The organism is Nannocystis sp. RBIL2 (assembly GCF_026626745.1).
GTDB lineage: Bacteria > Myxococcota_A > Polyangia > Nannocystales > Nannocystaceae > Nannocystis.
Genome location: NZ_JAPNJW010000002.1, coordinates 4,077,421 through 4,097,918, shown reverse-complemented (window position 1 = coordinate 4,097,918; position 20,498 = coordinate 4,077,421). Strand labels below are relative to the sequence as shown.

Annotated in this window: 15 protein-coding genes; 9 read left to right on the top strand and 6 right to left on the bottom strand. The window is 71.6% G+C overall.

Annotated features, from left to right (window positions below):
- Positions 1-46: 46 nt before the first annotated feature.
- From OV090_RS41265 to OV090_RS41240, 6 genes are all read left to right on the top strand, one after another.
- Entirely contained in the window at positions 47-457 is a 411-nt protein-coding gene (locus OV090_RS41265; protein WP_267710372.1) for a hypothetical protein, read from the top strand.
- Positions 458-511: 54 nt separating this feature from the next.
- Positions 512-1,612 (top strand): hypothetical protein, encoded by a 1,101-nt coding sequence (locus tag OV090_RS41260; RefSeq protein WP_267710371.1) that lies wholly within the window; start codon positions 512-514, stop codon positions 1,610-1,612.
- A gap of 152 nt (positions 1,613-1,764) precedes the next feature.
- On the top strand, positions 1,765-2,367 hold the full coding sequence (locus OV090_RS41255) for a sigma-70 family RNA polymerase sigma factor (RefSeq protein ID WP_267710370.1): 603 nt from the start codon (positions 1,765-1,767) through the stop codon (positions 2,365-2,367).
- Positions 2,364-3,752: a hypothetical protein gene (locus OV090_RS41250; protein WP_267710369.1), complete on the top strand. Its 1,389-nt coding sequence runs from the start codon at positions 2,364-2,366 to the stop codon at positions 3,750-3,752. Before OV090_RS41255 ends, OV090_RS41250 begins: the two co-directional genes overlap by 4 nt.
- Positions 3,753-4,110: 358 nt before the next feature.
- Complete coding sequence (locus OV090_RS41245) at positions 4,111-5,526, top strand: alpha/beta hydrolase family protein (protein ID WP_267710368.1); 1,416 nt, start codon at positions 4,111-4,113, stop codon at positions 5,524-5,526.
- Positions 5,527-5,600: 74 nt separating this feature from the next.
- Positions 5,601-6,008, top strand: coding sequence for a hypothetical protein (locus OV090_RS41240; RefSeq protein ID WP_267710367.1), 408 nt, complete (start codon positions 5,601-5,603; stop codon positions 6,006-6,008).
- Between the two features lie 53 nt (positions 6,009-6,061).
- On the opposite strand, the gene OV090_RS41235 is transcribed toward OV090_RS41240, so the two are convergent.
- Positions 6,062-7,000: a LysR family transcriptional regulator gene (locus OV090_RS41235; RefSeq protein ID WP_267710366.1), complete on the bottom strand. Its 939-nt coding sequence runs from the start codon at positions 6,998-7,000 to the stop codon at positions 6,062-6,064.
- 108 nt (positions 7,001-7,108) lie between these two features.
- On the opposite strand from OV090_RS41235, the gene pcaD reads away from it, so the two are divergent.
- The 3 genes from pcaD to OV090_RS41220 all read left to right on the top strand — a co-directional run bounded on the left by pcaD (position 7,109) and on the right by OV090_RS41220 (position 10,443).
- Complete coding sequence (pcaD, locus tag OV090_RS41230; protein WP_267710365.1) at positions 7,109-7,915, top strand: 3-oxoadipate enol-lactonase; 807 nt, start codon at positions 7,109-7,111, stop codon at positions 7,913-7,915.
- A gap of 889 nt (positions 7,916-8,804) precedes the next feature.
- On the top strand, positions 8,805-9,452 hold the full coding sequence (locus tag OV090_RS41225) for a hypothetical protein (protein ID WP_267710363.1): 648 nt from the start codon (positions 8,805-8,807) through the stop codon (positions 9,450-9,452).
- Between the two features lie 412 nt (positions 9,453-9,864).
- Positions 9,865-10,443, top strand: a complete 579-nt coding sequence (locus OV090_RS41220; RefSeq protein WP_267710362.1) for a biopolymer transporter ExbD — start codon at positions 9,865-9,867, stop codon at positions 10,441-10,443.
- Between the two features lie 138 nt (positions 10,444-10,581).
- On the opposite strand, the gene OV090_RS41215 is transcribed toward OV090_RS41220, so the two are convergent.
- The 5 genes from OV090_RS41215 to OV090_RS41195 all read right to left on the bottom strand — a co-directional run bounded on the left by OV090_RS41215 (position 10,582) and on the right by OV090_RS41195 (position 20,427).
- Positions 10,582-14,118 carry a M36 family metallopeptidase gene (locus OV090_RS41215; protein WP_267710361.1) on the bottom strand — a complete coding sequence of 1,179 codons (3,537 nt, stop codon included), beginning with the start codon at positions 14,116-14,118 and terminating at the stop codon, positions 10,582-10,584.
- A gap of 550 nt (positions 14,119-14,668) precedes the next feature.
- On the bottom strand, positions 14,669-15,463 hold the full coding sequence (locus OV090_RS41210; protein ID WP_267710360.1) for a protein phosphatase 2C domain-containing protein: 795 nt from the start codon (positions 15,461-15,463) through the stop codon (positions 14,669-14,671).
- Positions 15,464-15,701: 238 nt separating this feature from the next.
- The gene (locus tag OV090_RS41205; protein WP_267710359.1) at positions 15,702-17,510 is read right to left on the bottom strand and encodes a hypothetical protein; all 1,809 of its coding nucleotides are present in this window, start codon (positions 17,508-17,510) and stop codon (positions 15,702-15,704) included.
- A 100-nt stretch (positions 17,511-17,610) separates the two neighbouring features.
- A complete protein-coding gene (locus OV090_RS41200) occupies positions 17,611-19,146 on the bottom strand; it encodes a hypothetical protein (protein ID WP_267710358.1) in 1,536 nt (511 codons plus the stop codon).
- A gap of 114 nt (positions 19,147-19,260) precedes the next feature.
- Positions 19,261-20,427: a glycoside hydrolase family 16 protein gene (locus OV090_RS41195; protein ID WP_267710357.1), complete on the bottom strand. Its 1,167-nt coding sequence runs from the start codon at positions 20,425-20,427 to the stop codon at positions 19,261-19,263.
- Between the last annotated feature and the right edge of the window lie 71 nt (positions 20,428-20,498).

Here is a 20,498-nt window from a genome sequence, read left to right as displayed (position 1 = left end):
CTGCGCGCGCCGTTGCCTGCCCGCGGTCCGCCGGCTAGAAGAGGGCATGCGCGCCGCTGCTCGAGCTCGCCGCCGCCCTCGCGTCGTCCTGCTCGCGGCCGCGCTGCTGGCCTGCCGCGGCGAGGGCGAGGTCCTGGGGCTCGACGGCGGCGAGCCGGCCGACGGCCGCTGCGGCCTCGTCGTCGTCGACGTCTCCGACGGGCTCACTGTCGCGCGCGCGCTCACCAGCGACTGGGAGACCGGCTCCTGCTACGAGCTCACGCTCACCAGCACCGGCGCCGCGCGGGCGGCCTGGTGGGTCCAGCTCGCCACCGACGCCGCAGTCGTCGATCGCTGGAATCACGCCGCGACCGACCTCGGCGGCGGCCTGTTCGAGTGGCGAGGCATCCGCGAGTCCAACAACATCGAGCTCGATCCGCAGGGCACCACAGTGGTGGGCACCTGCCTGGAGTGCTGACCCGCCGCGCCCCGGCTGGTCGGCGCTGCCGGGCCGGGATACAACTGGCGCCCTGTGGTCGCCATCCCTCTGGCCCTCGCGCTCGTCGTCGGTGAACCGGCGCCCGTGAGCCCGCCTGGCGGGGCGACCGAGACCGCCACCTTGCCGCGGCGGATCGTCGTCGGCGTGATCGAGGGCGGCCGCATCGACGCGGTCGCGGTCGTCCAGGCCCTGCGCGGCCACCTCGCCGATCTCGACGTCGGCCCCGCGGTCGAGGTCCGGCCGGCCGCCGCGCTCGCGGAGCAGCTCGAGTGGGCCCGCGAGCGCCTCGCCGAGGGCGTCGGCGCGGTCGTGTGGATCGAGGCCGGGGCCGGGCAGGGCAGCACCGTCTATCTCCTCCTCGGCGCGCCGGAGCGGCTCTACACGCGGCACCTCGACACGCCCGACGAGCCGCGCGAGACGCGGGAGATCCTCGGCGTCGTCATCCGCGGCCTGGTCGCCTCGCTCGCGGCCAGCGAGGCGCCGGCCGACATGGAGGTGATCGCGGTGCCGGTGCCCGAGGCGGAGCCGCCGCCGCCTCCTCCCCCGCCGCAGCCCGCCGCGCCGCCGCCGAAGCCCCCGCCGACGCCGCCCGTGCGCCTGCTGCTCGGCCTGGGCTACGTCGGCTCGAGCTACGCCGCCCAGCTGCCGTGGGCCAGCGGGCTCGGCGTCGAGGTCGGCTTCCTCGGCCGCCGCGGTCTGGTCGTCGCGGTGGGCGGCGCCGGCCTCCTGCACCCCGTGCTCACCCCGGAGCTCGGCCAGCACAGCTTCACCGACGCCCGCCTCCGCCTCGGCCGCGTCGGCTTCACCCTGCGGATCGGCGTCCGCGTCCCGCTCGGGGCTCGCCGCCGCGTCTTCGTCGAGCCCGCGCTGGTCGGGCGCGGCGAGGCGGTCGTCTGGCGGCCGAGCGAAGGCTCGCAGGCGCGCGGGGGCGCGGGAGTGCGGGTCGGCGTCGCGCCGACCGTCGGCCTCGGCGTGCAGCTCGGGCGCGGCTTCGCCCTCGTCCTCGCGGCCGGCCTCGACATCTGGCTGCGCAACTTCGACCTCGTCGCCCGCACGCCCGTGGGCACGACCCCGCTGGTGCGCCCGCCGACCGTCGGCGCCACCGCCGGCCTGGGCTTCGTCTGGGTGCGCTAGAGGCGGTCGTTTCGCGTTCGCCCTCGCGGGCCACCGCGCCCGCCGGCCCGGGCCTCGCCAGAGCGCGCCAGCCCGCCGCCAGCTTTTTTTTCATCCGCCGGGCCGCCGCCGGGCCACCCTACCGGCGATTGCTCGCCAAGGCCCCCGCATCCGTGCTCGTGGCCGTCCCGGCCGACGCGCCGCCTGACGACCTCGCCGATCACGCCGAGGCTCGCGCGCTCGCGCGGGCGACCGCCGCCGGCGATCGCCAGGCCGCGACCAGCTTCGCCCGCCGGCTCCTGCCGGTCGCGCGCCGGGTCACGCGGGCGCTCCTCGGCTCCGGCACCGACGCCGACGACGTCTCGCAGTCCGCCCTCATCGAGCTGCTCGAGTCGGCGCGCACCTACGCCGGCCAGGGCCCGCTCGAGGCGTGGGCTCGCCGGATCACCGTCCGCGTCACCATGCGCTGGCTCCGTCGCGGCCGCCGGCTCGCCGTCGTCGCCCACGACGAGGACGACCCCGGCAGCGAGCCTCCCGATCGCGGTGACGACCTCCGCGAGCACATCCCGCGCGCAGTCACCGACTACCTCGAGCTCCTCCCCGAGCAGCAGCGGATCGCCCTCGTGCTCCGCCACGCGCTCGACCACACCTTGCCCGAGATCGCCGAGCTGACCGGGGCGCCGGTGCCGACCGTCAAGTCGCGGGTCCTCAAGGCCGAAGAGACCCTCCGCAAGCTCATCCGCCGCGACCTCAACCTCGGCCGTCCGAACCCGTGACGGAGCCTCCGATGCACCACGACCCCGAAGCAATCGACGACACCCCCGAGGACCGACGCTGGCGCCGGCTCGTCGACGCGTCCCTCGGCGGCGACCCGCTCGCGGCCGACGACGCCGCCTTCCTCGCGGCCCACCGCGGCGACGGCCCTGCCACCCGGCGCGAGCGCGAGCTGCTCGACGCCCTCCGCCGCGGCGAGCCCGAAGCGCAGGACCCCGCCGCCGACGACGCGCTCGTCGCAGTCGCAGTCGACCGCTTCCTCGCCGGCCAGACCGGCGCGACCGGAGCGCGGCCCGCGAGCGGCCGGCGCTCGGCCCTCGTCATCGGCATGGGCGTCGCCCTCGCCGCGGCCGCCGCCTGGCTCCTGCTGATTCGCCCCTTCGGACACGCTTTTGAAGACACGTCGTCGCCGCTCGCCGCGTCTGTCCCGAAGGACAGACGCGAAGAATCGTCGCATGTCCCGAAGGACAGCCCCGATGATTCGCCCGCCGCGAAGGACAGCCTCGCCGCGCGCGCGCCCGAGCCTGCGCCTGTCCCGAAGGACATCCCCACCGAGCTGCGCCTGCTCCGCGGCAGCGCCACCGGCGAGGGCCCGCTCGCGCTGCAGCAGCCCCTCGTCGACGGCCCGCTGCGGCTCGCCGGGGCGGCCTGCGTCGGGGCTGCGGACCGGTTCACCGCCTGCGCCGAGGACGAGGCCGAGCTGCGGGTGCGCGGGGCGGTCCTCGCCGTCGAGCGCGGCAGCGTCCGCGTCGAGGTCGCGCCGGCCGGCGTCGGCATCGTCTGGGTCGAGGTCGCCGGGGTGGCGATCGTCAGCGACGAGCCCGGCGCCCTCTTGATCGTCGCCGAGCCGCAGCGCTGGCGGATCACCGCGGTCCGCGGCGCCCACCGCCTGCGCGAGGGGGACGTCGAGCGCTTGCTCGCCGAGGGCGAGACCGCCGACTCGCTCGCGCAGGTCGTCCCCGAAGGCGGCAGCCGCTCCGAGCGGGGCGCTCCCGCCAAGCCGCGTCCCGCCAGCGACCCCGGCGAGCTCATCGACGAGGCGCACGCCCTCCGCGGGGCCGGCAAGTACCGGGCGGCCGCCCGCATCTATCGCCGCCTGCTGCGCGAGCACGGCGACACCTCGCTCGCCCGCACCGCCCAGGTCGCGCTCGGTCAGCTCTCGCTCGGCCCGCTCGGCGACTCGCGCGGCGCCCTCTCGGCCTTCGACGGCTACCTCCGCGACGCCCCGCAGGGCGCCCTCGCCGAGGAGGCCCTGCACGGGCGCGTCGAGGCGCTGCACCGCCTCGGCCGCGAGCGGGACGCCGCGCAGGCCGGCGCCGAGTTCCTGCGCCGCTTCCCCCGCAGCCGCTACGCCCAGGACGTCCGCCAGCGGCTCGACGGCGGCTGAGTCTTCGGCAGAGGGCGACGCGATGGCCGCGCGCAGCACCGCGAGAGTCTGACCCAAGGGACAGGCTACCACCATTCGCGCGGAGTCGCACCGCGATCGGCTGTTTCGAAACATAGGCTCTTTCATTCGAGCACGCCGGCGAGCTCGACGGCCACGCTCCGCGATCGCCTGTCCCCAAGGACAGGCGCTCACCATTCGCGCTTCCTGGCGAGCTCGACGACGCCTGGGGTGCGAATGCCGCTTCATGGACCCCACGCTTCGTCACACGCCAATCGCCCTGGCCGCCTCCCTGGCCGTGCCACACTCGACCCGGCGGCCCATTCGCTCCCTTGCCGCTCGAACCTCGGGAGAAGCGACCATGATCCGACCGACGACCCTCCTCGGCCTCCTGCTCCCATTCGCGGCGATCTCGTCCGCCCGCGCCCAGGACTTCGTCGACGTCAACGGGCTCCACGCCGTGAACGAGCGCCCGCCCGGCGATCCGCGCCTCTTCGACGTCACCTTTGCCACTGCGGCGATCGATCCGAAGAGTCCGTTTCCGCCCTCGACCAGCGCCATCGAGCAGCCCGAGGCGCGCGCCCGCATCCTCCTGCCCGCCAGCTACGACGACGGCCAGGAGCTCGCCTATCCCGTGCTCTTCCTGCTCCACGGCGGGACTGGCTCCTACGTCGACTGGACCGCCGACGGCGGCGCCGACGTGCTCGCCGCCGACCTCGAGCTCATCGTCGTGATGCCCGAGGGCGGCGGGAAGGGCTGGTACACCGATTGGTTCGTCCGCGAGGCCGACGACACCCCGCGCTACGAGACCTTTCATATTCACCAGCTCGTGCGCTGGATCGACGTCAACCTCCGCACCCACGGGACGCGGGAGGGTCGGGCGATCGCCGGCCTCTCGATGGGTGGCTTCGGCGCGCTCTCCTACGCCGCGCGCCACCCCGACCTCTTCGTCGCGGCCGCATCCTTCTCGGGCGGACTCGACATGACCTACTCGCCGCAGCAGATCATCGTCTGGGCCTCCGGCATCGGCGCCGCCGCCGACGCCAACGCGATCTTCGGCCCCTACAACAACGAGCCGCTGTGGGCCCACAACGCCCAGCAGCTCAATTACCGCGCCCACAATCCGGTCGACCTCGTGGAGAACCTCGGCCCCGTCGACCTCACGTATTACAGCGGCACCGACGACGACGGTCAAATTCACGTCCTCAACCAGCGCTTCCACGCCGCGGTCGCGGCCGCCGGCTTCGATCCGGAGCGGTCGGTCTGCACGAACGGCGCCTGCACCGTCATCGAGGCCGGCACCGGGCCTCGTTACATCGAGGAGACCCTGGCGAATCACAGCTTCACCTGGTGGAGCCCGTGGCTGGCCGACTGGCTCCCGCACCTGATGGCGGTGTTCGCCGCTCCGCCGCCCGCGCCGACCGCCTTCACGTACACCAGCGCCGACGACGAATTCGCGGCGTTCGGCTACGAGGTGAGCATGCTGCGCGCGGTCGCCGAGCTGGCGACGCTCGTCGTCGAGGGACCGGAGAGCTTCACCCTCGACGGCAGCGGCGAGGCCGAGGTGACGACCGCGCCGCTCTACGTCCCGGGCGCGCCGCACAGCGTGGCGATCGAAGACGGCCAGGGCGTGGCCACCGAGTACGCCGTGTTCGCCGACGCGGGCGGTCGAATCACGACGCCGCTCGTCGTCCTCGGCCCCGACAACCCCTACCAGCAATACCAGGGCGCTCCATCGACCTTTTATACGGCGACAGTCTCGATCACGCCGCTCTGACGCGCCTCCCTCGACGCGCGCGCCGAATCCGCGGCCCTGGGACGGCCCGGGCTTTCGCGCTACGCTCGCCCGTCATGATGCCCCGCCGCGCCCGCGCGATCCTCTGGCTCGACGGCTCCGCTGCCTGCGTCGCCGGCGTCGTGGTGCTAGCGATCCACGACGTCCTCGCGCAGCTCCACGCCTTCCCGCCGGCGCTCGTCCTCTTCATCGGCGCCGTGAACCTCGCCTATTCCTGCTACTCCGGCACGCTCGCCGTTCGCGCCTCGCGCGGGCACACGCCCACCCGCCGCGCGATCGACATCCTCGTCGTCGCCAACCTCGCGTGGGTCGCCGTCTGCGCCGCGATCGTCGCCATCACCGCGGACACTGCGAGCATCTTCGGCCTCGCGCACGTCGGGCTCGAGGGGCTGTTCGTCGGTGCGCTCGCGGGGGTCGAATACAGCAGGGTGCGCCCATTCGCGCGCTCGCCTGATATCACGTGACACGCGGCACCGCCGCGTCGAATCATCGCAAAGAGAAGGGCCATTCTCTCGGGTCAGCGAGTTTCCCGCCGCTTGCTCCCCCCGGTCTTGACCACCGCGCGGAACCGCGGCGCCTGCTCTTTCAAAAATTGCCACAGCCGCGTCGCCACCGGCCCGTGCGGGCGGTCGCTGCAGCGCGCCGCCACCAGGTCCTCCACCAGACCTGGCAGACGGGGCCCGGACAGGCACAGCAGCCGCCCCTCGGCCAGCTCGCGCTCGACCAGGAAGCGGGGCAGGTGGCCCCAGCCCAGCCCTTGCAGCACGATCTCCTTCTTCATCGCGTGGTCGGCCACGGTGCATTGCGGCGCCCCTTTTATTAAAAAATGGTCGCGCGGCGGCGAATGGCGGGCAGTGTCCCGGAGCACGCATTGCGTGTACTCGCGCAGCAGCTCCGGGCGGAGCGAGCGCGGGTTCGGGGCCGGCAGGAACCCCGGCGCGGCCACCGGCACCAGCGGCACCTTGCACAGATCGACCCATTCCAGCTGCGGGTCGGTCTTGTCGATCGGGTGCAAGATCAGGTCGGCCTCGCCGTCGAGCAGGCGTTCACGGGGCCCGGAGACCGCCTCGAAGTGCAGGTGCAGCCGCGTCGTCGGGCACTGCGCGAAGAAGCGGCCGAGCAGGCCCAGAGTCGCCGGCAGCGGGCACAGGTCGCCGACCACCACCCGCAGCTCGCTCTCCTCGCCCATCGCCAGCTGCGTCGCGTGCCGTTGCAGGCTGTCCGCCTCGCGCAGCAGCGCCTGGGCCCGGCGGAGGAACGAGCGGCCGGCTGCGGTCGGCGCCACCCGGTAGCCGCTGCGGTCGAGCAGGCGCAGGTCGAGCTGCCGCTCGAGCTTGGCGACCGCGGCGAACACTGCAGGGTGCGAGCGGTGCAGCTGCGCCGCCGCGGCCTGGAAGCCGCCGGCGCCCACCACCGCGTCGAAGCACTGGAGGTCGTGCAGGGTGAACTCGGCCATGTCGGAGAAAGTTACAGAGTTTGTGCAAATTTTGTAATTTTATCAAAGCGCCCCAGTGCCTAGCTTTGGACCGCGGCGCCTCCGCGCGTCCGCACAGGGACCCATGCCATGAACGATGCATCCTTCTTCACCGCCGGCGACGGCACCCGCCTCGCCTACCGCCTGGACGGCCCGGCCGACGCCCCGGTGCTCGCCCTGGCCAACTCGATCGGCACCACCATGGCGATGTGGGACGGGCAGATCGCCGCGCTCGTGCGTCACTTTCGCGTGCTGCGCCACGACACCCGGGGCCACGGTGCCTCCGCGGTGCCGGCCGGGGCTTACTCGCTCGATCGCCTCGGCCGCGACGTGCTCGAGCTGCTGGACGGCCTCTGCATCGCGCGCGCCCACTTCCTCGGCCTGTCGCTCGGCGGCTTCACCGGGCAGTGGCTCGGCGTGCATGCGCCCGAGCGGCTGGGCCGGCTGGTGCTGAGCAACACCGCCGCCTATCTCGGCCCGGCGCCGCAGTGGGACGAGCGCATCGCCGCGGTCCTGCGCGCGCCCGACATGAAAGCCACCGCCGAGATGTTCCTCGCCAACTGGTTCCCGCCGGCGATGTTGCAGGCCGGCGATCCGGTCGTCGACGCGTTCCGGGCGATGCTGCTCGCCACCGATCGCCGCGGCCTGGCCGGCGCCTGGGCGGCCGTGCGCGACGCCGACTTGCGCCGCACCATCGCGCTGATCGACGCGCCCACTCTGGTGATCGCCGGCCGCGACGACACAGTGACCTCTCTGGCGCACGGCGAGCAGATCGCCGCGACCGTGCCCGGAGCGCGGCTGGTGGTGTTGCCGGCGGTGCATCTGTCCAACATCGAGCACCCGGACACGTTCGTCGCGACTGTGCTCGATTTCCTCGCAGCGCAGCCGGCCGCGTGAGTGCGACGCGCCGCCTCGGTCTCGGGTGGGCTCACTGACCGCCGCAGCGCGGGAGTTCACGGCCGAGCGTCGATGCACGCTCGGCTTGCTCGCCGTCGACGACGTCGAGGCAGCCGGGTGGATCCTCGCAGCTCGAGCAGGTGGATCGGAGCACTCTCGATCGTGTGCGAGTCGCTGTCGACACAATCGTCGGCGTAAGCGTGCGGATGCACGCCCGGCCCTGGTCGCGCGGAGACACGCCGTCAGCGTTCGACCACGGGACTCGCCCCGGTGCCGCGCTCGTGGCCGCGGGGAGACACGGCGCATTCTCGCCCTGTGTCGACTGCACCCCCCGATTGAGCAGAGCGCAATGAATGCTCATTCTCGGCGCTTCGCCGCCGTGACTGGCCTTCGGCGGCTCCTCTAGCGTGCCCCGCCATGCAGCCTTGCTTTCGTTGCCATCGACAACTGCCGAGCGCCGCGTCGTCCTGCCCGTTCTGCCGCCAGGGCAGCCGTGCGGTCGACGAAGGGACCGTGCCGGACGGCCGCGCCCGGGGCGTCGAGAACATTGCGGGTACCACGAATGGATCTGTCCCGAAGACCACCCGGAACATGCGCCCGCACATGCGCGACCTCTCCGGTTCGCGGCGCTCCCTCCTCGTCGCGACCTGCCTGCTCGCCGGCGCATGCGGCGGCAACGACGGTGACACCACTGCGAGCACCTCCGGCGATACCAACGCCTCCACCACCGGGACGGGGACCGAGCCTATCGACACGACCCCGACGACCGGCACCTCGACCGGCGACGAGCCGGTGCCGACCAGCACGACCGGGGACGAGCCGGTCCCCACCGACAAGCTCGTCCTCGACTGCAAGCAGAGCCCGGCTTCGCCGTGGGTACGCCAGCGCAGTGGGGGCGTCGTTCGTGTGGATGCGCGGCTACCACACGAACGCGCTCGGCCTCGTCATCGAGCCGGACCAGATGTACTGGGGCGACATCGGCGGCGAGCGGACGTGGATGAGCGATTACGTGGTCGGCTCGGTCGCGTGGGTGCTCGACCTCAAGGTCATCGACGCCAGCCAGCAGGCGGACGCCGACGCGTTCATGCAGTGGATGGGCGAGGGCCTGGTCCAGCGCATGTCGGACGGCACGAACCCCGAGGGCTGGCACTGGGCCTATCAGGCCTATTCGCGGGTCTGCAGCGCGCTCTCCTGGCCCGAGAACCAGCAGCAAGCGGCGTTCGACGCGAACTGGGGGATCACCTTCGAGCGATTCGCCGGTCGCCCCAACGGCCCCGACCTGGACGACGGGAACATCCACGCCACGAATTGGGACAACCTCGGCTTCGAGGCCATGCCCGTGAAGGAGGCGTTCGGCGGCGACTATTTCGAATATGCGATGTGCGCGCTCGCGCAGTGCGTCAATCGTCAGGTCGAGGGCGCAGAGGCTGCGTTCGCGCGGATCACCGGGGCCACCAACTTCGCCCAGTGCCGCGCGGCCTTGGCCGGCGACCCGCGCTGGGGGATCGCGCCCCGCGCCTTCGTCAAGCAGGCGTAGCGTTCTGAAACGCGGTCGGCTCCCCGCGCGCGAGCGGGGAGCGCGAGCCGCGGCCCGCTGCGGTTTTATGGGGATCTGCTCGGGCGATCCTCCATGTAGGGTTTTCGTCTGCCGCGGCACTGCGGGTGGTCGTCCCATTTCCGGACGTGGTGGCGGACACGCATCGATCGGTCGCCAGGGCCTCGTCTCGCGGCCCGTGAAATTTCCTGTCGCTGGCCTGTAGGGTCGCTCGCGACCGCGACACTGTAGGGACCGGAGCATGCAACCCTCGGGCGCGAGGCTCCAGCCCCAGGAATGATTGTGCAGAGGTTTATCAGGAGGCCACGCCTCCATGTGACATCACTCGATCTGATCGCCGCGCAGGTGCAACAGCCCCGACTCGTTGTTGCTCCCTGGAAATGGAGATGACGCGATGCGCAAGAAGAGAAAGAAGTTCGAAGAAGAGGAGATCGTCGCCGATCTGCTCCCCGTCATGAACGTCATGTTCCTGATGATCCCGCTCCTGCTCGCGGCGATGGAGTACGCGTCCTTTGCCTCCATCAACGTCTCGCCGCCGCGCTTCTCGGCCGCCAGCGCCGAGAAGAAGCCCGACGACGCGCCCAAGGAGAAGCCGCTGAACCTCAAGGTGATGGTTCTGGAAGATGGCTTCCTGATCTCCGCGGATGGCCAGCAGGAGGGCGCCGAGGCCGGCAAGGCGACCAACTCCAAAGCGCCGACGATCCCGCTGGCCAAACCGGGCACACCCCTCAATGACTATGCCCGCTTCGACTACGCTGCGCTCGAACAGCGGGCGAAGAGCTACAAGGAAATGTTCCCGAACGAGGTCACAGTGACGGTCTCTGCCGAGGCCCATATCCCGATGCAGAGCCTCCTCTTCACGATGGACGCGCTCGCCGGGCGCGAGTGCAAGCTCGCCAGGGCGCTCAAGGGCGAGGCGGTGCCCGCGAACTGCTACTTCTGGCAACCGGTCGTGGAAGCAGGCGCCGGCTGAGCCCGATGAGGGGCAAGCAGGCCGGCGCGCGGACTGGTGGCTACCGATAATGGTGCCGACATTCCAGCGGCCACTCCGGCACCGCGGCCGCGAGCCCGTCGAGCTCGCGGCCGCCGTGAGCCATCGACGCGCGCGCTTTCAACGAGCGCGGCGCGAGCGGCGGCGCAGCGCCGCCAGGAGCAGCAGCGGCGCGAATTGCAGCGCCGCCGGCCCGCCCTCGCCTTCGGCCGAGCAGGCGCAACCGTCCTCGCCGCTCGGCTGCTCGTCGCTCGTGTCGCTCGCGCCGGTGGCGGACGAATCGTCGCCCGTGCCCGTGCCCGTGCCGTCTGCGGTCGTCGTCGGCGACTCGCCGTCGCACTCGCCGTCGTCGTCGATCCACTGCGGGAACGGGCCGTCGACGATGCCCGCGAACTCGAAGTTGTCGAGGTCCCAGCCGTGTCCCCCGGTGCTCGGGTTGGTGCCGACGCGGAAGCGCAGCTGCACCGTCTCGCCGGAAAGCGACGTCCCGAAGTCGAGCGAGACCGGGTCGCGCTGCGGGTACGAGGGGTTGAAGCCGACCACGCCGCCCTCGCCGAACAGCGGGTTCAGCCCGCCGAGGATCGGCGCGGTGTACGGGCTCTTCTTCACGTGGGCTGCGACGTCTTCCCACGTCCCGCCGCCGTCGCGCGAGATCTCGATCACCCCGCCGTCCACGAAAGTCAGCATTGGATCGACGCGCACCTCGAACGCGTGCATGTGCTCGAAGCTGACGACGAACGGTTGATCGGGCGAGACCTTCAGCGGCGGCGAGGCGAGCCAGGTGTCGCTCACGGTGCTGGAGCTCGTGGCGTGCCAGATCGTGCCGGAGGTCGCCGAGGGCACGCGCGACCACACTGCCTCGCCGCCGGTCCCGCCGATCGTCCACGACGTGGCGGCGGACTCGACGTCGTCGGCGTTGCCGCCCGCGGGCGTGCGGTCGGCGTCGAGCGCCGTCGGCAGGAGCAGCTCGGTGCTCGCCTCGCAGCCCGCGGGGGTGTCGAGGCGCACTGTGAGCGTCAGCGGCGTCGCGCCGCTCGCGGCCGCGAGCTGGGCGTCGAAGCTGACCTCGACCTCCGCGAGCGGGCCGACCTCGGGCACGGCGATCGACGTAGCTGGCCCGAGGGCCAGGTTGTCCGGCGCTCCGACGACCGTGAGGGTGGCGCCGATCAGCGGCGCCGCGCCGAAGTTGCGCACTGTGACGGTCAGGCGCCCCGACTCTCCGGCGTCGAGGAGCCCGTCGCCGTCGCACGAGTCGACTGCGTCGTCGAGGCTGGCGGCGACGAGCGCCCCCTGCGGACGGACCTCGAAGTCCTCGACCACGCCGACGAGGGTCTCCGAGTCGTGCGGCGGCGAGACTGCGCACGTGCCGGCGCCGCGGCGCGCGAACGCCTGCGCGGCGGCGACGAAGTCCTCGACGCTGTGCTGGCCGATGGCCGTGAGGAGCGCGTCGCGTTGCTCGGTGTAGGTCGGCTGGGTCGGCGCCAGCATCATGCCGGCGACGACGTAGTCCGACATCCGCCGGCGGACCGCGTCGAACTCGAGATCGCCCGCGTGGGCCTGGTGCAGCGCGACGTAGACCTCCCACAGCATCGTCGCCCACACCTCGCCGGCGTTGTGGACCCCCGAATTGGGCGACGCGCTCGCCTGCATCGGCGCGCCGTCGGGCAGCGGCTCGCCGTCCTGGATGTGCCGGAAGGTCAGCGGATTCTTGCTCATGTCGGTCGAATAGGTGTACCGCCGCAGGCCGAACCAGGGCCCCCCGGCCGGGGCGACGTAGCTGGAATGGCCGTAGGCGCCGGCGAGGTCGTCGCCTGACCGGAGGGCCAGGTGAAGGGCGAGGAAATCGCTCCAGCCCTCGCTCTGGGCCAGGCTCTGCAGGTTGCCGGCGGCCACCAGACGGTGGTGGATGTAATGGCCGTACTCGTGGGCGACGACGAGGTTGTCGAGCGCGACGTCGCGGTCGGGCGTGGTCAGCCCGCTCAGGTCGGCGACCAGCGGCCCGTTCAGCAGGGCAGCCTTGAGCGTCGCGCCGTCCTCCATCGACAGGCCGACCGTGGCGATCTGCGGGTTCGGGGCGCCGATCTCCCGGCCCGGCCGGAACGAGCCATCGCCGGGCTTGTTGTTGACGAGGATGACGCCGGCCGCGCCGGCCGCGAGCGCGGTCTCGGCCTTGGGGACGAAGATGCAACCGCCGCCGCGGTCGATCAGGACGATCTTGCCGGCCACGTCGTTGACGATCGGCTGGCAAGCGTCCGACGGCGTGCCCTCCCCGTCGTCCGCGAGCACCAGCTCGGCGGAGAGGTCGAACACCTTGGGACCGAACACCGCGGCCCCGACCTCGAAGGACGTGCCCAGCGCGGGGACGGTGAGCTCGGCGGTGAAGCTCTTCGGGCTGAACAGGGCCAGCTCCATCCACGGCGACTCGCCGTCGAAGGGCGTGTGCATCGACGCGCGGTCGCGTTTCTCCGCGTACGCGGCGTCCTGCACCTCCACGCGCAGGCGATCGCCGTCGATCCCGCCGCGGCCGAAGTTGTCGAACTGGGCCGCGCCGGCGGCCTCGTCGAAGCCCGAATCATACCACCAGTCGTGCAGCCAATTGGTGGTGTAGAACGCCTGCACGATCGCCGCGGTCCCTTGCACCTCGTTCGCGAGCGGCTCGCCGGCGGTGTCGTAGGTGTAGTCGAACACACCCGGCGCGCTGACGCTGGCGCGGAATTCACCGCTGGCGGGCTGGAACCCGCTCGGGTCGTGGAAATCGACGTAGGCGTCGACGTGGTTGCCGAACGTCTGCGTCGCGTCGGCCGGCAGCCACGGGTCGGCCTGGTCGTCGGGGTTGTGATTGAAGCCCTCCATCGTCACGAGGTTCGGCTCGACGAACTGCTGCGTCTGATCCTCGGGGTCTGGGGCGCCGGACGGGTACGGCGTGAAGTCCTCGGTCGGGCCGTCGAGCGGGCGGCCGTCGGCGCCGATGAACCCGCGGTACTGGAAGCCCGCGTGCGCGCTGGCGTTGCGGTGCCAGAGCACGCGGCCGTCGTCGACGGCGATCACGTATTGATGGACTGCGGACTCGGGCTGCTCCCTGGTGAAGGACTGCAGCTCGACGAGGTACGCCGGCGCCAGCGCGTCGCCGACGGGGAAGTACACCGGCTTCACGCGCGCGGGCCGGCGCAGCCCGAGCCTGCCGGCGTCGCCGGTGCCGAGCACGAAGCGCTCGAAGTCGTCCGAGCGCGGCGTGGCGTCGGCGACGAACCAACTGGGCTCGACGGCCACGCCGTGGATCTGGCGCAGCGCCGCGGCGATCGCCGCGGTCTTCGCCGACGTCGAGGGGACGAGCGGGGCGGCGACGCCGGCCGGGTGCGGGCTGCCGGAGATGGCCACGAGTCGGTGCGAGCGATCGAGCAGGACCTTGATGTCGTTGCCGAACAGCTCGATGCCGCCGACGCTCTGGCGCAGCGCGACGAGCACGCCGCCGCGGCCGACGTCGTGCGTGAACAGGGCACGGGTGGCGGCCAGCGCCTCGCGCGAGACGCCGTACGCCTGGCGCTGCTGCTCGAGGTGCAGCCTGGCCGCTTGTTCGGCGCTGCTCGCCCGCGGCGGAGCGCCGTCGGCCGCGAGCAGCAGCGAGGGCACGCCGCGCGCGGGGTGCCGCGAGGCCACGAGGGCCCTGTACGGGGCCTCCTGGGGCGCGGGTTCGACGCGGGTCGCTGCAGCGAAGGGGACGGTCGGAGCGACGGCGTGCGCGTCGACTGCCAGCGGGGCGAGCGCCAGGACGGAGGAAAACAGGCAGGTGCGAAGTCTAATGGTTGGAACCATAGGGATGATCAGGGAGCGTCGACGCCTGGCCCATGGATCATGCCGGCGTCCTGAGACCTTTCAGGACTGTCCCAGGCCACGGCCCGAAGGTTTCGCAGGCAGCACAGATTTTTCTCGCGCGCACGCGCCAGCGCAGGTCCGCGGGCTGCGCGAACGTCTGTCCGACAGGACAGGCATCATTCGACTCTATCGTGGCATGCCGCCATTGCTCCGACATGAATCCGGGGTCCAGGCAATCGCCGCCGGCGGGCGGGAGAGACCGGAGACCCGAGGTACGGGTTCGGGGCTCGCACGAGTGACAACATCCCGGCTCAATCCGCAGTGAACGGTCCGCCGCGGCGGCGCTTGACGGGCGCCTGGTTGGCCGTCAAGCCATTCGCTCGATGAGCGCCCGCTAACCCGGGCCGAGGATCTCCACGAAGAGCCCCGTGATGTTGTCCCGCCCGCCGGGCCGCCGGGCGTGTCGCACTGCGGCGGGAGCGGCGGCCCGGATGTCGAGCTGGAACAGGTGGCGCAGGACATTCGCGCGATCGAAGTACTCGTGAAGGCCATCGGAGCACAGCAGCAGCCGGTCCCCTCGCGCGACGGGCACGGCGTAGATGTCGACCTCCAATTCGTCGGTCAGGCCGAGCGCCCGGGTAATGGGCGATCTGCGGCCGCGCGCGTGCTCCGAGGTCACGAGCCCTTGCTTGAGCCGCAGGTTGAACAGCGTGTGGTCCTCGGTGACCTGACGGACCTCCGCGCCGCGCGCGTGATACACCCGCGAGTCTCCGACCTGTCCCACCACTGCGATTTCGCCGGCGACGAGGACGACCGAGGCGGTGGTGCACATCCCTGCATAGCGAAGATCGGTGTTCGCCATGGTGCGCAGCGTACGAGACGCGTTCTGCATCGCCGAGCGAACGACCCCCGCGATCTGCACGGCAGCCTCGCCACCCGTCCAGCTCGCGCCGAGCGCTCGGGTCTCACGATAGATCCACTCCCACAGCACCGACACCGCCTCGCCGGCAGCGAGGCCGCCGAATGGCCTGCCACCGACGCCGTCGGCGACGATGAACAGGCCGAGCCGACCATCCGCCAGGAAGGCATCCTCGTTGAGGGCGCGCCGCCTCCCGGGTCGGTCATGCCGCAATGCGCGGTGTGCGCGGCTGACCAGGTCGAGCCGACCCACGCCGAAGCCTGCGGCCACCTGGCGCCGGGTGCGCCGCGCCGGACACCGGCCCCGGCAGCGCCGGGTCGTCCCCCCGGGGCAGCCCCTCGCCCGTGGGGAAGAGCGCGAGTTTGCGGCGGCGACGGCTCATGAGGCTCCGGTCCGCGCATCCTCGCACAGCGCGTAGCCGCTCACAAGGCTCGGGGTGGCCGATGCGCGCAGATTTGCGCTGCGCGTTTTCGCCCACGCGTGGGCGGCGGCACACCCTCGCTCGCCCTCACGGCGAGTGGACGCGTGCGGCGAATTCTCCGGTCAGGGTCCCGCGCGGGCTCGAAACGGCGAGCGCGCCGCAGATCCAGTCCGGGCCCAGGCGGGTGATCGTGACCTCCTGAGTATCGGCGCCGCGGACCGGCGAGGCTTCGAGAAGGATCGGTCTGTCCGCGGCGGTGAGCATGAACTCGACGGAGGACCAGGCCCCCGGCGAATCCAGGGCGAGCCAGGCCGCGAAGGTGCGGTGAACGCCAGGCTTCAGCTTCAAGGGGAGCTTGACCCATTCGCTGTGGATCACTCTCTGGGTCGCGGGATCGCGGCGCTGCTGCTTCACGGTTTTCGTGTGGGTGAGGACGAGCTCGAGGTGGAGTCGGTCCCCGCGCGGCGGCTCGTACCAAAAGGTCTTTGCGACGTCGAAGCCGTGGTCGCGCAGGTGGATCGATGCCGTCTTGCCATCGTCGGCGATTCGCGCATACGCCGACTTCACCGCGAAGTCCGTCCGCTCGCGGCCCGGGAGCGTCAGCGCCAGCGTCGGATGGGCGCAACCTTCGGGGAGGCCTTCGTAAGACTCCACCGGCCCGTCGTCGACGAGCCGGGGCGGCGAGGGCGGGAGCGGCGTGATGTCGAGCAGGTGGGCCACGGGCCGAGGTTCGGGGGTATCGCTCAGCGTGCCGTCACCGAGGCCGCCGCGGCTGTTGCCGCCCCAGCACCACACATTGCCGTCACGCACGAGCGCGCAACTGTGATTCTGCGACGTGGCCACTGCGACCGCGTCGGTCAATTGCGGGACCGCCACCATCGTCTTCGCGGCGAAGCGTTGGCCGGGCGGGACGCCGAGTTGACCGTAACGGTTGTAGCCGACGCACTGCACCGTGCCGCGCTCGGCGATCGCACAGACATGAGAGCCGACACCGGAGCTCGAGAGCGCGACCGGCGTGCCGGCGAGCGCCAGCGGGGACACGCGTCCCGGTGACACATCGACGGGGGCCTCGCCGCCCCAGACGCGCAGCGTCCCGTCGCCGAGACGGGCCGCGCCGAAGTGCTGGGCGACCGCGAGTTCGACCGCGTCCTCGACCCCCGCGACGACGGTCGGCACCTTCGCCACGAAGGATTTACTCTCGGACGGAACGACCTGAAGCGCGTAGTTCTTGCCCCAACAGCGCACGCGGCCGTCCTTGCCGAGCGCGCACACGTACGACCATCCAGCGCGCACCGAGACCACGCCGTCCAGCCCCGGGACCGGCTCCGGCTCGCGCTGTCGCGGCAGCTCCACCCACCCGGGTACGCCGCCCCAGCAGCGCACCGTCTCGTCCGCCATCAACGCGCAGCCGAAGCCCGAGCCGATCGTGATCTCGCGCGCGCCCGCCAGTGCGGGCACCTCCGTCGCCGGTACGCCCTCGACGCTCAGCTCGCGGGTCAACGGGAAGCCGCGGCGAGCGCCCCAGCACAGCACGCGGCCGTCGTCGATCGTGGCGCACGCGGTGGCCATGTCGGTGCCCCCGGCGAACACCGCCGTCGCGCGCGCGACTCCTGCGATCGCCAGCGGATAGCTGACAGCCGCGGCGTCCTCGCGCCCCAGCGCGAAACGAGCGCCGTCACCCCAGCCTCGCACTGTACCGTCGATCATCCGGGCGTACGAAGTGGCGCCGCCGACCGCGATCGCGGTCGCTCGCAGGCCCACGACCGGGGCCGGCGCGACGCCCCGTGCCGGGGCCTCCGCGGGCGCCTGCCGTGCCTTCTCGGGCACGACCGGGTCGACGGCGGTCTCGCGGGCGCAGGCGGACATCACGAGGAGCGACACGAGCGCGCGAGGCATCGCCAGCATCGTATCCATCGAGCCTCGACGCGTCAGCTCCGAACCGCGCGGATGGAAGCGCGCCGCCAGCGATCGAGCGACGGGGCCGCGCGCATTCGAATCAATCGAAGCGAGTGTCGAGGGTCAAGGCCAGCCGCGTGACGACGCCGCTCGCGGCCCCTCCGAGGTCCTCGACGGCGAGGTGCCAGGTGCCGCCGGCGCTCTCGTCGGTGGGCACGCCGACCTCGAACAACTGCAGATCGATCACCGGGCCCTCCGAGACGGTGACGGTGGTGCTGGTCCCGCCCGGATTGACGAGGTGGACGGCGAGGCTGTTGGCCTGATCCTGGACGATCTGCAGGTCGAGGTACGCGCCGGTCGGGACGGTAGCGATGCCGGAGGCGAGGATCGGGAGCAGCAGGGTGCCGTCTTCGACGAGCTGCGAATCACCGGCAGGACCGGCGAAGCTGCGGCGCATCCAGCCCGGTCGGCAAGTCCCGTCGCCCTCGCCCTCGAGCCGGTCGAGGCAGAGCAGGCCGATGCTCGGCTCACAATCGGCGTGCGCGCTGCAAGCGGCACCGTCGCCCGGGATCGCGGCCTCCGACACGCAGGTGCCCGGCGCGAGCACGACGCCGCCCTCGCCCACGAGCACGTCGAAGCACGTGTGCTCGTCGCCGCACGCGAGCGCGTCCTCGCAGGGCCGACCCTCGATCGTCTGCTCCACCCCGCAGCGGGTGAACACGTCGGCCTCGACCGCGCCGGCGATCGTGAAGGTCTGCCAGAAGAACATGCGGCCGTGGCGGACGCCGGCGTAGCGCGCCGAATACAGCACGAGCACGCGATCGGTGCCGACATCGAGGACGGTGAGCTGCTCGACCGCGCCCTCGTCGGTGGCGCCGAGCGCCTCCTCGACGGTCGCGCTGGCGACCCCGATCTCCGCGCTCGCCCGCAAGAACTGCTCCTGCTCGGTGGCATCGAGCTCGGCGGCGTCGGTCACGAGCCGCCGATCCATCAGCACGACCGCCGGCGCGAACAACAGCTCGTCGTACGACCCCGGCAGCAGGCACACGTCGGCGAACAGGATCGTCTGCGCGCGAGTGATGCACGCCGGGAGCACGTCCTCGACGAACTGCGGATACTCGAGGGCGCAGATCGGGTCGTCCGGGGCGTTCGCGCAGTGCGCGTCGTAATCGTCGGCGACCGGCTCGGCGTCGCTGCACATGAACAGCAGATCGAGGAGGAAGTTGCCCGCGGCGAGCTCGGGATCGCTCTGCAGATCGGCGACGCAGGCCAGGATCGCCTGGTCGATGGCCTCGGGGCACTGCAGCGGCACATCGGGATCGCCGGTGGTGCTCGTGGCCTCGGTGGTGCTCGTGGTGCTGGTGGTGTCGGTGGGGTCGGTGGTGCTGGTGGTGTCGGTGGTGCTCGTGACCGCCGGACCAGTGGTCGGTTCACCCGTCGTGACGTCGCTCGTCGTGACGTCGCCCGTGCTCGTCGAGGTGCTCTCCGCCGGGTCGCCGCTGGTCTCGCTCGAGGTCCCCGGTGTGTCGCCGGCGCTCGTCGTCGCCCCGGTACCGCCGGGCTCCGTGGGCCCGCAAGCCGCGGCGACGAGCAGAGTGAGCGGGACGAGGCGGGACAGCGCAGCGAAGGTCGGCATGGCGGCCTCTTCTTACGCGATGCCGGCGGGCTCCGCACCTGCCGAAAGACGGCGGGCTGCAGCGAGCTCGACCTTCGCGGCCGACCTGCCCGGAGGCCGGCAGGGGATCTCCGGTCAACAACCGCCATCGGGCGGGCAAAGCTCGTGTCCGACCACGCTCTGGCTGACGTCCTTCGTCTTCTGGTAGACGCGCACGTAGTCGATCTCGAGGCTCTGCGGGAACGCGGCGTCTTCGATCCCGTGCCGGCCCGCCCACTCGCCGCCGATGGCGAGGTTCAAGAGCACGTGGGCGTACCCCGCGTCGGTCCCGTCGTCGTGAACCCACTTGTAGCCGCGCTGCACGATCATCTGCCCGTCGACGTACGTGGCCGCGCTCGTGTCGTCCCACAGGACCGCCACGACGTGGAAGTCGTCGGGGAAGTCGAAGGGCGCGGTCCAGAAGGTCCACTGCTTGTTGAACTTCGGATCGACGTAGAGGAACTCGCCGCCCTGCGCCCCGTGGTTCACGACCCCGGTGTGGATCATGTTGGCCTTGTCCTCCACGCCGTTGTTGACGAACTCGAAGATGTCGATCTCCGGCGGCCACGGCGGGACCTCGGCGTTGAGCCAGAAGGCGGGCCAGACACCGATCGCGGGCGGCATCTTCACGCGGGCCTCGAAGTAACCATATTTCATGATGGTCTTCGAGCGGAGCATCCCCGATTCGTAGTTGATCGCCTTGGGCCCGTCGTCGCTCACCTTGCGGGCGGTGAGCTTGATCGAGCTGCCGGTCATGATGTGATTGTCCTTCTCGCGGTAGAGCTGCTGCTCGTCGTTGAGGTGATCGAGCATGCCGTCCTCGTAGACGTACCGCGTCCACCACTTCGAGGTGTCGAGCTCGGCGCCGTCGAACTCGTCGTTGAACACGAGCTCGTAGTCGGCGGGTACCCAGGGGCTGGCGACGGGCTCGTCGCCGTCGTCCGTGGTCGTGCTCCCCGCCGAGGTGCTGCCTGCGCTGGTGCCGTCGACATCGCCGCTGCTGCTCTCGTCGCCCGTGCTGGAGCTCCCGCCGGGATGGGTGGTGCTCGCGCCATGGCTTCCAGTCGTCGGCGTCGTGGTCGAGCCGGTCGTCGAAGCCTCGCTGGAGCTGCCCGGCGCCGTCGTCGAACTCTGAGCGTCGGACGCGCTCCCTTGACCGGGAGCGTCTTGACAACCGCCCATGACGAGGGCAACCCCCGCGAGGCACACGAATGCGCGCTTCGGGCGGAGGTGGACGTTGTAGAGATTCACCAGCGTGTCCATGGCGAGAGTTTATCCATCCGCTCGCAATGCGCTGTCAACGGTCGCCCCGATCCCCCAGCTGGGGCCTTCAG